The sequence below is a fragment of the Streptomyces sediminimaris genome (genome assembly GCF_047049295.1).
GTDB classification, from domain to species: Bacteria; Actinomycetota; Actinomycetes; order Streptomycetales; family Streptomycetaceae; genus Streptomyces; species Streptomyces sediminimaris.
Map to the genome: position 1 here is coordinate 3,534,755 of NZ_JBJWOT010000001.1, position 14,219 is coordinate 3,548,973.

The 14,219-nt window shown below is 71.1% G+C and carries 10 protein-coding genes; 5 read left to right on the top strand and 5 right to left on the bottom strand.

Annotated elements, in window-relative coordinates; genetic code table 11:
• The first annotated feature begins 49 nt into the window (after positions 1–49).
• A complete protein-coding gene (locus tag ACJ9NR_RS16290) occupies positions 50–760 on the top strand; it encodes an Rv1352/Rv1906c domain-containing protein (protein ID WP_412488278.1) in 711 nt (236 codons plus the stop codon).
• 43 nt (positions 761–803) lie between these two features.
• Positions 804–1,607 carry a hypothetical protein gene (locus ACJ9NR_RS16295; protein ID WP_412488279.1) on the top strand — a complete coding sequence of 268 codons (804 nt, stop codon included), beginning with the start codon at positions 804–806 and terminating at the stop codon, positions 1,605–1,607.
• A gap of 230 nt (positions 1,608–1,837) precedes the next feature.
• Here the strand turns inward: ACJ9NR_RS16295 and ACJ9NR_RS16300 are convergent, their stop codons facing one another.
• On the bottom strand, positions 1,838–2,554 hold the full coding sequence (locus tag ACJ9NR_RS16300; RefSeq protein ID WP_412488280.1) for an HNH endonuclease family protein: 717 nt from the start codon (positions 2,552–2,554) through the stop codon (positions 1,838–1,840).
• Positions 2,555–2,781: 227 nt separating this feature from the next.
• Between ACJ9NR_RS16300 and ACJ9NR_RS16305 the strand changes: the two genes are divergently transcribed.
• Positions 2,782–2,967 (top strand): antitoxin, encoded by a 186-nt coding sequence (locus ACJ9NR_RS16305; RefSeq protein ID WP_412488281.1) that lies wholly within the window; start codon positions 2,782–2,784, stop codon positions 2,965–2,967.
• Positions 2,968–3,107: 140 nt separating this feature from the next.
• Here the strand turns inward: ACJ9NR_RS16305 and mfd are convergent, their stop codons facing one another.
• The 3 genes from mfd to ACJ9NR_RS16320 form a co-directional block, all read right to left on the bottom strand.
• Positions 3,108–6,662, bottom strand: coding sequence for a transcription-repair coupling factor (gene mfd, locus ACJ9NR_RS16310; protein WP_412488282.1), 3,555 nt, complete (start codon positions 6,660–6,662; stop codon positions 3,108–3,110).
• Positions 6,663–7,091: 429 nt separating this feature from the next.
• Positions 7,092–9,671, bottom strand: a complete 2,580-nt coding sequence (locus ACJ9NR_RS16315) for an ABC transporter permease (RefSeq protein ID WP_412488283.1) — start codon at positions 9,669–9,671, stop codon at positions 7,092–7,094.
• Entirely contained in the window at positions 9,668–10,456 is a 789-nt protein-coding gene (locus ACJ9NR_RS16320) for an ABC transporter ATP-binding protein (protein WP_412488284.1), read from the bottom strand. Before ACJ9NR_RS16320 ends, ACJ9NR_RS16315 begins: the two co-directional genes overlap by 4 nt.
• A 666-nt stretch (positions 10,457–11,122) precedes the next feature.
• On the opposite strand from ACJ9NR_RS16320, the gene ACJ9NR_RS16325 reads away from it, so the two are divergent.
• Together ACJ9NR_RS16325 and ACJ9NR_RS16330 are read left to right on the top strand one after the other, a co-directional pair.
• Positions 11,123–11,569, top strand: coding sequence for a DUF485 domain-containing protein (locus ACJ9NR_RS16325; RefSeq protein ID WP_412488285.1), 447 nt, complete (start codon positions 11,123–11,125; stop codon positions 11,567–11,569).
• A 26-nt stretch (positions 11,570–11,595) separates the two neighbouring features.
• Positions 11,596–13,200, top strand: coding sequence for a sodium/solute symporter (locus ACJ9NR_RS16330; protein ID WP_412488853.1), 1,605 nt, complete (start codon positions 11,596–11,598; stop codon positions 13,198–13,200).
• A gap of 30 nt (positions 13,201–13,230) precedes the next feature.
• On the opposite strand, the gene ACJ9NR_RS16335 is transcribed toward ACJ9NR_RS16330, so the two are convergent.
• Positions 13,231–14,118: a coiled-coil domain-containing protein gene (locus ACJ9NR_RS16335; RefSeq protein ID WP_412488286.1), complete on the bottom strand. Its 888-nt coding sequence runs from the start codon at positions 14,116–14,118 to the stop codon at positions 13,231–13,233.
• Positions 14,119–14,219 lie beyond the last annotated feature (101 nt).

Sequence of the window (14,219 nt, forward strand, 5' to 3'; positions counted from 1 at the left end):
CGAGCGACAGCCGAACAGCGGCGGTCGCGGTCCGAGGGGGGACACAGCCATGGGCATGAAGGGCAAGATCGCGCTGGGCGCCGTCGTGGGCGTCGTCATCATCGGTGTCGCGTCGACGCACGGGGGCGGCGGGAACGGCGACGGCGGCTCCGGCAAGGACTCCTCGGCGTCCGCTCAGCACAGCTCCGGCTCCGGCTCCGGCTCCGGCTCCGGCTCCGGGAAGAAGGCCGCGAAGGGCGGGACTTCTTCCGCCGCGAAGAAGGCCGCCTTCGCCGGCGACGGCGACTTCCGGGTCGGTTCGGACGTCAAGCCCGGCACCTACCGCACCACGGGCAACGGCGACGGCATGTGCTACTGGGAGCGGGCGAAGGACGCCAAGGGCGAGATGGACTCCATCCTGGCCAACGACAACGTCAGCGGCACCAGTTACGTGACCGTCAAAGCCACCGACAAGCTCTTCAAGTCCAGCGGCTGCAAGGACTGGGAGGCCGTCGGCCCCAAGGCCGAGGGCACGCCCTCGGGCAGGATGGCCGGCGACGGCGGCATGTTCCGGGTCGGCTCGGACATCGCGCCCGGCACGTACAGGTCGACCGGCAACTCGGACGACTCCTGCTACTGGGAGCGGGCCAGGGACGCCGACCACTCACTCCACTCGATCATCGCGAACAACAACGTGACCGGTACGGCCGTCGTTACGATCAGCGCCTCGGACGGCTACTTCAAGACGACCGGGTGCCACGACTGGCAGAAGACCGGCTGACCCCCCCACCTCATCTCATCCCGATCTCCACCAAGGAATCCCCATGCGCCGTACCGCTCTTGCCGCCGTCTGCCTCCTCGCCGCGGCCACCACAGGTCTCGTCGGCTGCCAGTCCGGCAAGGACAAGGCCGACGGCGGTACATCCGCCGCGGCCACGTCGAGCAAGCCGAAGCAGCCCTTCGCCGGTCTGAGCGCCGACGAGATCGGCGACCGGGCCATCAAGGCCACCACCGGCGCGTCCTCGCTCCGGATGAAGGGCACCATCCAGGACGACGAGAGCGCCGGCACGATCCGGATCGACATGGCCCTGGACAAGAAGAAGGAGTGCGTCGGCACGCTCGGCATGGGCGGCCAGGGCAAGGCCGACCTGATCAAGGCCGGCGACACCGTCTACATGAAGTACGACGAGGCGTTCCTGCGCGAGCAGGGCAAGGGCGACTCCAAGTCGGACACCGACGCGGCCGTCAGCATGCTGGCCGGAAAGTGGACGAAGATGTCCGCCAAGGGCTCGGACGCCAAGGACATCGCGAGCTTCTGCGACCTCGAGGGGGTGCTCGGCGGCGCCGAGGGTGTCGGCTCGGGCGGCTCCTCGGGCGGCGCGGACGACCCCACGGCGACCCGGGCCGGCACGGCTCAGGTCGCCGGTGAGACGGCGGCCGTCCTGAAGCTCAAGGACGGCAAGGAGCGCTACACGATGTACGTCGCCACCGAGGGCACGCCGTATCTGCTGCGCCTGGACAGCACCGCGAAGGACCCGGGCTCCCTCACTTTCAGCGAATTCGGCAAGCCTGTGCCGGCGCACAAGCCCGCCGGAAAGATCCTGGACCTGGACGCGCTGGGCGGCTGAACGGCCCGCGGGCCTCACAAAGGCCGAAAGGCACACGGAGGTTGAAGGCCGCACGGGTCTGGGGCGGCACGGGGGCCGGGGCGGCACGGGTCTGGGGCGGCACGGGGGCCGGGGCCGCACGGGGGCCGGGGCCGCACCGTGGGACATCGCACGACCGGACACCGCTTTCCGCGGCGCACCGCGTACGGACACCGCTTTCTTCGGCGGCGCACCGCGCGGGGCGCCGCGGCTCAGTCCGCGTGGAACCGGCTCGGCGCCTTCGTCGGGTTGCCGCCCGAGGGCAGTTTCTGGTCCGGGCAGGAGGTGAGGACCTTCTTCATCGCGGCCTTCTCCGCGGCGGTCACCCACAGCCCGTACTTCTTCTTCACGGCGACCTGACCGGCGACGTAGGCGCACCGGAAGGCCTTGTTGGGCGGCAGCCAGGTGGCCGTGTCGCCGTCGCCCTTGGCGCGGTTGGTGCTCGCGTCGACGGCTATGAGGTTGAGCGGGTCGTTGGCGAGGGCTATGCGCTTGCTCGCGTCCCAGTACTTCGCGCCCTTCTGCCAGGCGTCGGAGAGGGCCACGATGTGGTCTATGTCGACCTGGCTGCGGCCGCGCCGGTAGGTGACCCGCTTGCCCGAGTACGGGTCGGACTTCAGGACGCCGTAGGACACCTTGCAGGTGCCGCCGGTGAACTTCACCTGGTCCAGGTCCCGTTTGAGGATGTCGTCCCGGGTGTCGCAGCTGTTGGAGTCGGTGTCGGCCCAGGCGGTGCCGAACCTGTCGCGGGCGTATCCCGTCTTCGGCGCCCGGCCCTTCACGGTCAGCGACTCGGCGGCCGTGAGGGCGGCGCCCCCGCCCCCCGTCCGCTCGGGCCCGGCGGTGCCCGTCTTCGTCTCCGCCTTGCATCCGGCCACGGCGAACACCAGCACGACGGCTGCCGCGGCCCCGCCCCTCAGACACCTCACGGTGCACCCTCCCCTTGCCACCCGGGCCCGTCCCCGCAGGGGGCGTCTTCCCGTCCACGGCTTGGCGCACACCGTAGCGGCAGGGCGCACGGAGTCGTTGACGGGGTCCGGAGTCTTTCACCGGGTCCGGAGTCCCTCAGGAGGTCCAGACCAATCCGGGACTCAAGTGGTCGATCCACGCAATTCGGTCGTAGTGTCGAGAGGAATAACTCCGGAAGGAGCTCTGGATGGGCATCTTCGACAGGTTCAAGAGCAACCGCCAGGCGCAGGACAAGGCCAAGGACGTGTCCGACATGGCGGAGAAGAAGGTCAACGAGAGGACCGGCGACAAGTACGAGAGCCAGGTCGACGACGCGCAGCAGAAGATCGAGGGCCGGCTTGGCATGGACCGGGACAGGCCCGAGCAGCCGTAGCACCTGGAGGCTCGCAGGCCGTTCTCCGGACCTGAGCGAAGCCGTCCGCCAGGCCCCCGGCCCACGCGGACGGCTTCTGCCGTCCCGTCTCTCGTGCGGCGTACGGCGTACGGGCCCCCTCTCCCGTGCCGGCGCGGCTCCTACGATCCCAGGACCGAGGTCAGGAACTCGCCGACCCAGCCCAGCAGTTCGCGGCCGACCAGCGGCTTGCCGCCCACCTTCGCGGTCTTCGGGCGCGGTACGAGCACCTGGTGCACCGCCGGCTTGATGACGACACCCGGGTACAGCCGCTTGACCCGCAGCTCCTGGGACTCCCGCAACTCCACCGGCGCGAAGCGGATGTTGCTGCCCTGCAGGACGACCTCGCCGACGCCGCACGCGCGGGCGAGCATGCGCAGTCCGGCGACCAGCAGCAGGTTCTCGACGGGCTCGGGCAACTTGCCGTAGCGGTCGACGAGTTCCTCGCGTACGGACCTGATGTCCTCCTCCGAGTCGGCGGAGGCGATGGCGCGGTAGGCCTGCAGGCGCAGGCGCTCACCGGGGGCGTAGTCGTGCGGGACGTGCGCGTCGACCGGGAGCTCGATCTTGACCTCCAGCGGCGGCTCCTCCTCGGCCCCTCCCTCCAGGGCGGCGCGGTAGTCGGCGACCGCCTCGCCCACCATGCGGACGTAGAGGTCGAAGCCGACGCCCGCGATGTGGCCGGACTGCTCGCCGCCCAGGAGGTTGCCGGCGCCGCGGATCTCCAGGTCCTTCATCGCCACGTACATGCCCGCGCCCATCTCGGTGTGCTGGGCGATGGTCGCCAGCCGCTCGTGGGCGGTCTCCGTCAGCGGCTTCTCCGGCGGGTAGAGGAAGTAGGCGTAGCCGCGCTCGCGGCCGCGGCCGACGCGGCCGCGCAGCTGGTGCAGCTGGGAGAGGCCGAAGTTGTCGCCGCGCTCCACGATCAGGGTGTTGGCGTTGGAGATGTCGATGCCGGACTCGACGATCGTGGTCGACACCAGGACGTCGTACTTCTTCTCCCAGAAGTCGACGACGACCTGCTCCAGCGCCGACTCCGACATCTGGCCGTGCGCGGTGGCGATCCGCGCCTCGGGGACGATCTCGCGCAGCCGGGACGCGGCCCGGTCGATCGACTCCACCCGGTTGTGGATGTAGAAGACCTGGCCCTCGCGCAGCAGTTCACGGCGGATCGCGGCGCCGATCTGCTTCTCCTCGTAGGGGCCGACGAAGGTGAGGACCGGGTGGCGCTCCTCGGGCGGGGTGGTGATGGTCGACATCTCGCGGATGCCGGTGACCGCCATCTCCAGGGTGCGCGGGATCGGGGTCGCGGACATCGTCAGGACGTCGACGTTCGCCCGCAGTTTCTTCAGCTGCTCCTTGTGCTCGACGCCGAAGCGCTGCTCCTCGTCGACGATGACCAGGCCCAGGTCCTTGAACCTGGTCTCGGAGGAGAACAGGCGGTGGGTGCCGATGACGACGTCCACCGAGCCTTCTCGCAGCCCCTCCAGGACGGCCTTCGCCTCGGTGTCCGTCTGGAAGCGGCTCAGCGCCCGCACGTTGACCGGGAACTGGGAGTAGCGCTCGCTGAAGGTCCCGAAGTGCTGCTGCACCAGCAGGGTCGTCGGGACCAGGACCGCCACCTGCTTGCCGTCCTGGACGGCCTTGAAGGCGGCGCGGACCGCGATCTCGGTCTTGCCGTAGCCGACGTCGCCGCAGATCAGGCGGTCCATCGGGACCGTCTTCTCCATGTCGTCCTTGACCTCGGCGATGGTGGTGAGCTGGTCGGGCGTCTCCGCGTACGGGAAGGCGTCCTCCAGTTCGCGCTGCCACGGGGTGTCCTGGCCGAAGGAGTGCCCGGGGGCCGCCATGCGTGCGCTGTAGAGCTTGATGAGGTCGGCCGCGATCTCCTTGACGGCCTTCTTGGCGCGCGCCTTGGTCTTGGTCCAGTCGGCGCCGCCCAGGCGGTGCAGGGTGGGCGCCTCCCCGCCGACGTACTTGGTGATCTGCTCCAGCTGGTCGGTGGGGATGTAGAGGCGGTCGCCGGGCTGGCCGCGCTTGGCGGGGGCGTACTCGACGACCAGGTACTCGCGCGTGGCACCCTGCACCGTGCGCTGGACCATCTCGATGTAGCGGCCCACACCGTGCTGCTCGTGGACGATGTAGTCGCCCGCCTCCAGGGTCAGCGGGTCGATGCTCTTGCGGCGGCGGGCCGGCATCCGGGCGCCGTCCCTGCCGGCCGCCTTCTGGCCGGAGAGGTCGGTCTCGGTCAGCACCGCGAGCTTCAGGCCCGGGTCGACGAAGCCGTACTCGATCGAGCCGCACGCCACGTGCACCACGGACGGGGAGATCTCTTCGAGCTCCGCGTCCAGGCGGGCCGCGATGCCCTCGCCGCCCAGCACCTCGACCGTGCGGGCCGCGGGGCCGTGGCCCTCGGTGACGAAGACCGTGCGCCAGCCCTCGGCGAGCCAGCCCTTGGTGTCGGCGAGGGCCTTGGCGGTGTCGCCGCGGTAGGTCTCGGGGGCGTGCATGCCGAGCTTGAGGGTGTCCCCCGCCGCGTCAGCGGCACATGTCTCCGTGAGTTCCTCGTCGGCGGCGAACGGCGACACCGACCACCACATCATGTCCAGCTCACGCGCCCGGTCCCGGACGTCCGCGATGGACCGCAGGGAGGCCGCGCCGACGTCGATGGGCGCCTCGCCCCCGCCCGCGGTGGCGGCCCAGGACGCCTGCAGGAACTCCTGGCTGGTGGCCACGAGGTCGGCGGCGCGCGTGCGGACCCGCTCCGGGTCGCAGACGAGGGTCATGGCGCCCTCGGGCAGCACGTCGAGCAGCAGTTCCATGTCGTCCACGAGGACGGGGGCCAGGGACTCCATGCCCTCCACCGCGATGCCCTCGGCGATCCTGCCGAGCAGCTCCCCGAGCTCGGGGTGGTCCTCGGCGAGGGCACGCGCGCGGGCGCGCACGTCGTCCGTCAGCAGCAGCTCACGGCAGGGCGGCGCCCACAGGCCGTGCTCGGCGACCTCCAGGGAGCGCTGGTCGGCGACCTTGAAGTAGCGGATCTCCTCCACGTCGTCGCCCCAGAACTCGACGCGCAGCGGGTGTTCCTCGGTGGGCGGGAAGACGTCGAGGATGCCGCCCCGTACGGCGAACTCGCCGCGCTTCTCGACGAGCTCGACGCGCGCGTACGCGGCGGCGGCGAGGGCGTCCACGACGTCGTTCAGGTCGGCGGTGCGGCCGGTGCGCAGGGCGACCGGCTCCAGCTCGCCCAGGCCCTTGACCTGCGGTTGCAGCACGGAGCGCACCGGCGCCACGACGACGGAGACGGGGCCGGTCTCGGGGTCGTCGGGGCTCGGGTGGGCCAGGCGGCGCAGGACGGCGAGGCGACGGCCCACGGTGTCGCTGCGCGGGCTCAGCCGCTCGTGCGGGAGGGTCTCCCAGGAGGGGTACTCCACGACGCCGTCGGGCGGCAGCAGGGACCTGAGGGCGGCCGCCAGGTCCTCGGCCTCGCGGCCGGTCGCCGTGACCGCCAGCACCGTGCGGCCGGTCTCGCGGGCCAGGGCGGCCACCGTGAAGGGGCGGGCCGCCGGGGGCCCGACCAGGTCGACGTGCATGCGGCCGGCCCCCGCTGCCGCCTTGACGGCTTCCGCGAGGGCGGTGTCCTTGACGACGGCGTCGAGCAGACCGTGCAGGCTCATTCGGGGCGGCTTTCGTCCGGGGGTGGGCAACGCGAATCGCCCGACGCGCGCTGCGGGCCGGGGGTCCCTCCAGCGTACGTCGCCCTTCGCGGGGGCGCGGCCGCCTGTGGACAACGCCGATCACCGCTGCCCGGGGCGGTCGTGCACGCACCCGGGGGACGCCGCCCCGTCCCGGGCTCCCGCTTCGTGCTGAGCGGCCTGCGCCCCGGCCGCCGGACGGGCTTGAAAGGACCGACCGGCGCGAGAGCGGCCTCCCCCGGAGGCCGCCCGAGGACCCGAGCGCACGGCAGAGCCCGGCGCCGGAGAGTCCTCCAGGACTCCCCGGCGCCGGGCGCTCCCCCGCAACCCCCGTATGCGGTGGCCGTACTCCCCCTGCTCTCCCTCCAGCTCTCCCTTCCTGCGCTCCCCTCCGTTCTCCCTGCGCGGCCCCTACTCGGTGGCGATGGCGTTCAGGACGTTCATCCGACCCGCGCGGAACGCCGGGATCAGGGCCGCGATCAGGCCCACCAGGGCCGAGCCGAGGAAGACGGCGGTCAGGGTCGGCCAGGGGATCTCCAGGACCTTCAGGCCCTGCAGGGCGAGGAGCTTCTGGGCCGTGGCGCCCCAGCCCATGCCGAGGCCGAGGCCGAGCAGGGCACCGAAGAGGGCGATGACCACGGACTCCATGCGGATCATGCGGCGCAGCTGGCGGCGGGAGAGACCGATCGCGCGCATCAGCCCGATCTCCCGGGTCCGCTCGACCACGGACAGGGCCAGGGTGTTCACGACGCCGAGGATCGCGACGATGATCGCCAGGGCCAGCAGGCCGTAGATCATGTTCAGCAGCTGGCCGATCTGGTCTTTCAGCGCCTGCTTGTAGTCGGTCTGGTCGCGCACCTTGTACTGCGGGTAGTCGTGCAGCGCGGACTTCAGCGACTTGTACGCGGTGTCCTGCTGCCCGTCCTTGGCGGTGGCGAAGACCAGCTGGTCCAGCGGCATCTTGTCGGCCGGGACGTACTTGGCGAGCGTCGCGATCGACGTGTACTTGGCGCCCTGGTCGATCACGACGTCACTGCTGGTGATCGCCCGGACGGTCAGGTTCGCGGTGCGGCCGTCCTTGAACGCGACCTTGATCTTCGAACCGAGGTGGATGTCGTGCGCCTCGGCGAACTTCTCGTGCACGGACATGGAGTCCGGCCGGTAGGCGTCCTTGAGGTTGCCGGCGACCGTCTTGGTGCGCAGGTCCGTCGCGTACGTCGGGTCGGCCGCCGTGATGTCGGTGTTCTTGAGGAGCTTGCCGTCGGGCGTGGTGTAGTCGGCCTGCGTCGACCTGTACTCGGTGACCCGCGCCAGCCCCGGCGTGTTCTTGACGGCCCTGACCGCCTGCGGGGTGATCAGCTGGCCGCTGTCGGACTGGACGATGAAGTCCGTGCCGACGGTCTTGTCGAGCTGGTCGGTGGCGGAGGCGACCATGGAGGAGCCGACCACCGACAGGCAGGCGACCAGCGCGAGCCCGATCATCAGGGCGGCGCCCGTGGCACCCGTGCGGCGCGGGTTGCGCAGCGCGTTGCGCTCGGCCATGCGGCCGACCGGACCGAACATCCGCAGCAGTACGGCGCCCAGGACGCGCACCACGCCACCCGCGAGCAGCGGGCCGATGACGACGAACCCGATGAGCGTCAGGACCACGCCGAGGCCCAGCCACAGCGAGCCGTCCTTCGCCTTGTCCACGCCCGCGGCCAGGAAGAGGCTGTAGCCGCCGGCGCCGGTCAGCACCAGGCCCACCAGGGCCCTGATCCGCCCGGACCGGGCGTCGGCGGGCGCTCCGGCGTCGCGCAGCGCGGCCATCGGGGAGACCTTGCCGGCCCTGCGGGCGGGCAGGTAGGCGGCGAGGACGGTGACGACGACGCCGAGCAGCAGGCCGACCACGGGGGTCGTCCAGGCGACCGTCAGATCGCTGGTGGACAGGTGCATCCCCATCTGGCCCATGAGCTTCATCAGGCCGACCGCGAGCCCGACGCCCGCGCCGACCCCCAGCACCGAGCCGAAGACACCGAGCAGCAGCGCCTCGACCAGCACGGAGCGGTTGACCTGCTTGCGGGAGGAGCCGATGGCCCGCATCAGGCCGATCTCGCGGGTGCGCTGGGCGACCAGCATCGAGAAGGTGTTGATGATCAGGAAGATGCCGACGAGGAAGGCGATTCCGGCGAAGCCGAGCATCGCGTACTTCATGACGTCCATGAAGCCCTCGACGCTCTTCTGGTTGGCGTCGGCGGTCTCCTTGGCGGTCTGCACCTTGTAGCCGGTGCCGAGCGCCGCGCGCACGCTGTTCTTCAGCTGCGGGTCGCTCACGCCGGCGGCGGCCGTGACGTTGACGTTGGTGTAGACACCGGTGCGGCCGACGAGCGTTTGCTGCGCGGTCTTCGTGTCGAGGTAGAAGATCGCCGCGCCGGGGTTGGTGACCTGGAAGTCGGCGATGCCGGAGATCCTCGCCCGGTGCGTACCGACCGCGCTGATCACACCGAGCTCGTCACCGAGCCGGAGGTGGTGCTTGTGCGCGGTGTCGGCGTCGACCATCACCTGGCCGGGCCCCTTGGGCGCGGCACCGGAGGTGATCTTCATGGTGCGGGCGTCGTTGCCGTTCCAGCTGCCGACGATGGTCGGGCCGCCGCTGGTGGGCGAGAGGTTGTCCTTCTTGGCGTCGACGACCGTGACGGAGGTCGAGAAGACGGTGCCCTCCGCCGACTTCACGCCCCGCGCCGAGCGCACCTCGCCGAGCACGGAGGCCGGCATGACCGGCGGCCGGCCGTTGTCGCTGGTCGTCTCGCCGCTGTCGGAGGCGCCCTTGGCGCTGACCGTCACGTCGGAGGAGGTCGCCTGGAACAGCTTGTCGAAGGTGGTGTTCATGGTGTCGGTGAAGACCAGCGTCCCGCAGACGAAGGCCACCGACAGCAGCACGGCGATGGCCGAGAGGGCCATGCGCCCCTTGTGCGCGAAGAAATTGCGCAGGGATGTCCTCAGGACGGTCATGACGTACGCCCCCGGGCGTCGAAGTCCTTCATGCGGTCCAGGACGGCGTCCGCGGTCGGCTTGAACATCTCGTCGACGATGCGGCCGTCGGCGAGGTACAGCACCCGGTCCGCGTACGAGGCGGCGACGGGGTCGTGGGTGACCATCACGATGGTCTGCCCGAGCTCGTCGACGGAGCGGCGCAGGAAGCCCAGCACCTCGGCGCCGGCCCGGGAGTCCAGGTTCCCGGTGGGCTCGTCACCGAAGATGATCTCGGGCCGGGCGGCCAGCGCGCGGGCCACGGCGACGCGCTGCTGCTGACCGCCGGAGAGCTGGGTGGGCCGGTGCCTGAGCCGGTCGGAGAGCCCGACGGTGCCGACGACCCGGGCCAGCCACTGCTGGTCGGGCCTGCGCCCGGCGATGTCCATGGGCAGCGTGATGTTCTCGATCGCGTTCAGCGTCGGCAGCAGGTTGAACGCCTGGAAGATGAAGCCGATCCGGTCCCGGCGCAGCTGCGTCAGCTTCTTGTCCTTCAGCCCGGTGATCTCGGTCTCGTCCAGGTGGATCTGGCCGGAGGTCACGGTGTCGAGGCCGGCGAGGCAGTGCATCAGCGTGGACTTGCCGGACCCCGAGGGGCCCATGATCGCGGTGAACTGGCCGCGGGCGATGTCCACGTCGACGTGGTCCAGGGCGACGACGCGGGTCTCCCCCGACCCGTACGCCTTGACGACCTGCCGCGCCCGCGCGGCTACGGCCGTACGCCCTCCAGTGCCCCCGTGCCTGGGAATGGTCACGGCCGAAGTCATGGTAAGTCTCCTATGTCGGGCTGCAGATCGGATCTGCGGCCTGCGGATGAGCTGTGCGGTTGGAACGGTGAAGCGCTATGTGCTGAGTCTTTCGCCGCCGGGGGGTGCTTCGCGCTGGTGCCCGGCACCCTCTTCTACGGGGGAAAACCCCACCCCCGCCGGTTCGGGAAACCGCCCCCCGGCGGCTTCCCGGCCGCTCCCCAGCGGCGTAAAGCCAGGTTAAGGACGCCCCCTCCCCCGTCTCGTCCTCCGGCGGGACGAACCCTCCCCGAGCCGTAGTACGGAGGAACCCCTAAGGGACCTCCACCGACGGGTGGAGCCGATCTGAGGGGTCGCTCCACCCACCGGCCCACTCACCTTCCACCCTGCCGTCGCGTGAGGGTCCAGCGGGAAGGGCGCCGCCGTTCCCCGTGCCGAGGCGCTCCCCGGTGTTCGGGGACCGGCGTCCGGGCGTACACGCGGACCCGTTCTGTCGCACGTCCCGCCCGCCAAAAATCTGAGTTAATCGCGGTAACACCCGAGGTCAGCGATGCAAGCGCATACCGACCGATCAGTTTGGTGAAAACCCCCCACGGTGCCGAACCGGCGAGTAGCGTGCGGGGACCACCCGCCCCCCACCTCCCTGCGGTCCTCCGCCAGGACCCGAGCCACGCAAGGAGCACCGGGATGTCCTACGAACCGTCCCCGCCCCACCCCTACCGCCACCCGCCCCACGAACCGTCCCCCGCCCACGGCGCCACCTACCCCTGGCAGCCACCCGCCACCGGACCCGAACCGGACCCGTGGCGCCGCCCGCCCGAGCCCGCCCTCGGGCACCACAGCGATCTGCGGATCCTGCGCGGCGCCTACCGCTGGCAGCGGCGCACCGCCACGCTCACCGCGCTCGGCTACTTCACGCTGTTCCTGATCCTGTCGGCGTTCGCACCGTCGTTCATGACCGGCGAGCTCACCGACGGCCTGCCCACCGGGCTGGTGCTCGCGCTGGCGCAGATCCCGGTCACCTGGCTGGCGATCGCGCTCTACGAGCACACCGCCCGCCGCCGCGTCGACCCGATCGCGGCCCGCATCCGCAGACAGTCCGAAGTGGACGCCAAGCGGGAGGCGGCACGGTGACCGGTTTCAGCGGAAACGCCCAGGCGATGTCCCTGGTCGCCTTCTCCGCCATCGCCACCATCACGCTCCTGCTGTGCGTGATGACCGGTCCGGACGGCGACGACCTGGACGAGTTCTACACCGGCTACGGCTCCCTCTCCCCCATGCGCAACGGCCTCGCCATCGCCGGCGACTACATCTCCGCGGCGAGCGTGCTGGGCACCGGCGGCGTCATCGCCCTGTGCGGCTACGACGGCATCGCACTGGCCCTGAGCACCGCCCTGTCGCTGATGCTGCTGATGTTCCTGCTGGCCGAACCCCTGCGCAACGCGGGCCGCTTCACCATGGGCGACGCGCTGGCCCGGCGCATGCCGGGACGCGGCGTGCGCATCACCGCCTGCCTGGTGACCATCGCCGCCCTGCTGCCGCTGATGCTCGTCCAGCTCGCGGGCACGGGGCAGCTGCTGGCCTTCATCCTCGGCTTCTCCGGCGACTCGCTGCAGACCGGCTGCATCATCGGGCTCGGCGCCCTGATGATCAGCTACGCGGCCATCGGCGGCATGAAGGGCACCGCCCTCATCCAGATCATGAAGATCGTGATGCTCCTCGGATCGGGCGCCGTGGTCGCCGTACTGATGCTGAAACGGTTCGACTGGGACCCGGGCGCCCTGTTCACCACGGCCGCCGCGCAGAGCGGCGTCGGCTCCCGCTTCCTGCACTCCGGCGTCGAGTTCGCCGGCAGCTCCAACCCCCGCCTGGACATGATCACTTCGGAGCTCACCGTCGTCCTCGGCGGCGCCTGCCTGCCGCACGTCACCATGCGCATGTACACCGCGCGCAGCGCCCGCCAGGTCCGGCGCTCGATGTCGTGGGCGGTGTCCTCGGTGGTGCTGTTCGTCCTCATCATGACGGTGATCGGCTTCGGCGCGACCGCGCTGATCGGCCGGGCCGTGATCGCCCAGGCCGACCCGCAGGGCAACACCGCCTACCTGCTGGGCTCCCGCGCGGCCTTCGGCACGGAGGTCTCCACCGCCGAGACGCTGCTGTTCACCACGGTGACCACGGCGATCTTCCTGACCCTGCTCGCCTCCGTCGCCGGCATGATCCTCGCCTGCGCCAACTCCCTCGCCCACGACGTGTTCGCCGCGCGCGTGCGGGAGATGTCGGAGCGCCGGGAGATGACACTGGCCCGCGTCTCGGCCCTCGCGGTGGGCGTCCCCGCGATCCTGCTGGCGACACTGGTGCAGCACCGCAGCCTGCAGCCCCTGGTGACGCTCTCCTTCTGCCTGGGCGCCTCCGCCATCGCCCCCGCCCTGGTCTACAGCCTCTTCTGGCGCCGCTACACCCGGACGGGCCTGCTGTGGACGCTGATCGGCGGCACGGTCGCGGTCCTGCTCGTGATGCCCGGCACCAACCTGGTCTCCGGCTCACCCGTCTCGGCGTTCCCCCACGCCGACTTCAACTGGTTCCCCTTCACCACGACCGGCGTACTGACGATCCCGCTGGGCTTCGCCTTCGGCTGGCTCGGCACGGTCGTCTCCGGCCGCAGGGCGTCGGAGGACCAACGGCGCCAGTACGACGCCGTGGAGGGCTGGATCCTGGCGGGAGCCGTGCGCGGCAGCGGCACGCGGGAACGGCTGACGCACCGGTGAGGCGCGGCCGGGGCCCACGCGCCCCGGCCGTCACTCCCCCGACGCCGAACCCGTAAGCGCCGTAAGACTGTTGCGTACGACGTCCATCTCCGCCTGCACGTCCCCGGACCGCTCACCGTGCTCGCGCACCACCCGCTCGGTCTCCCGGGCGATCTGCTCCTCACGCAGCCGCGCCGCCGCGAGGATCTCGGCGGCACGCTCGCGCGCCTCCTCCTGGCACCGGCGGTCATGCTCCTGCGCCTCGGCGAACATCCGCTCCGCCTCGGCCAGTTCCGCCTCCGCGCGGGCCGTCCGCTCGGCACCCCGGGCATCGCGCCCGGCCATGCGGTCGGACTCCAGCCGCTCCACCTCGGCCCACCGCTCGGCACACTCCTTGGCCTGCTCGGCGAGCATCGCGGAGGTGCGCTGCCGCACCTCCCGCAGCGCGGCCAGCGCCTCACCGCGGCCCTCCTTCACCGCACGCCGGGCACCGATGCGGATCTCGTCCGCCTCGGCCTGCGCCGCCAGGAGCCGGTGGCGGGCGCGGTCCTCGGCCTCGGCGCGTACGGCGTCGGCCTGCGCCCGCGCCGCGTCCCGCACACCGTTCGCCTGCTCCTCGGCCGCCTCCCGGACGCGCCGGGCCTCCTGCCGTGCCCGTTCCCGCACGGCCTCGGCCTCCTCCAGCACGCACTGGAACAGACGCCGCGCACCCTCCCCGAGCGTCTCGTACGACTGCGGTGCCAGCTGCGCCACCGACTCCTGCAGCAGCTCGGCCTCCACCTCCATGTCCCTGGCCAGCACGGTGAGCCGGGCCGCCCGCTCCCAGGCGGCGTCCCGGTCCCGGCAGAGCGCGTCGGCGCAGGCGTCGACCTGTTCGGGACAGTAACCACGTCCTCGTACGACTCCGAAGCCGTGGGGTGAGACCGGTGTGCCGCTCATCCTGGAACCCCTCTCCGCCGAACCCTCCGCCGAACGGGCGCGAAATGATGATTTAGCGCACATTTTGATATATCGGACTGAAGTGTTCATAACGCGACACT

What these genes read in the sequence shown, in the direction of transcription:
- mfd (WP_412488282.1), bottom strand. Translation starts at nt 6,662, where the DNA reads ATGAGCCTGCACGGTCTGCTCGACGCCGTCGTCAAGGACACCGCCCTC.
- ACJ9NR_RS16335 (WP_412488286.1), bottom strand. Translation starts at nt 14,118, where the DNA reads ATGAGCGGCACACCGGTCTCACCCCACGGCTTCGGAGTCGTACGAGGA.
- ACJ9NR_RS16305 (WP_412488281.1), top strand. Translation starts at nt 2,782, where the DNA reads ATGGGCATCTTCGACAGGTTCAAGAGCAACCGCCAGGCGCAGGACAAG.
- ACJ9NR_RS16330 (WP_412488853.1), top strand. Translation starts at nt 11,596, where the DNA reads ATGTCCCTGGTCGCCTTCTCCGCCATCGCCACCATCACGCTCCTGCTG.
- ACJ9NR_RS16320 (WP_412488284.1), bottom strand. Translation starts at nt 10,456, where the DNA reads ATGACTTCGGCCGTGACCATTCCCAGGCACGGGGGCACTGGAGGGCGT.
- ACJ9NR_RS16325 (WP_412488285.1), top strand. Translation starts at nt 11,123, where the DNA reads ATGTCCTACGAACCGTCCCCGCCCCACCCCTACCGCCACCCGCCCCAC.
- ACJ9NR_RS16295 (WP_412488279.1), top strand. Translation starts at nt 804, where the DNA reads ATGCGCCGTACCGCTCTTGCCGCCGTCTGCCTCCTCGCCGCGGCCACC.
- ACJ9NR_RS16315 (WP_412488283.1), bottom strand. Translation starts at nt 9,671, where the DNA reads ATGACCGTCCTGAGGACATCCCTGCGCAATTTCTTCGCGCACAAGGGG.
- ACJ9NR_RS16290 (WP_412488278.1), top strand. Translation starts at nt 50, where the DNA reads ATGGGCATGAAGGGCAAGATCGCGCTGGGCGCCGTCGTGGGCGTCGTC.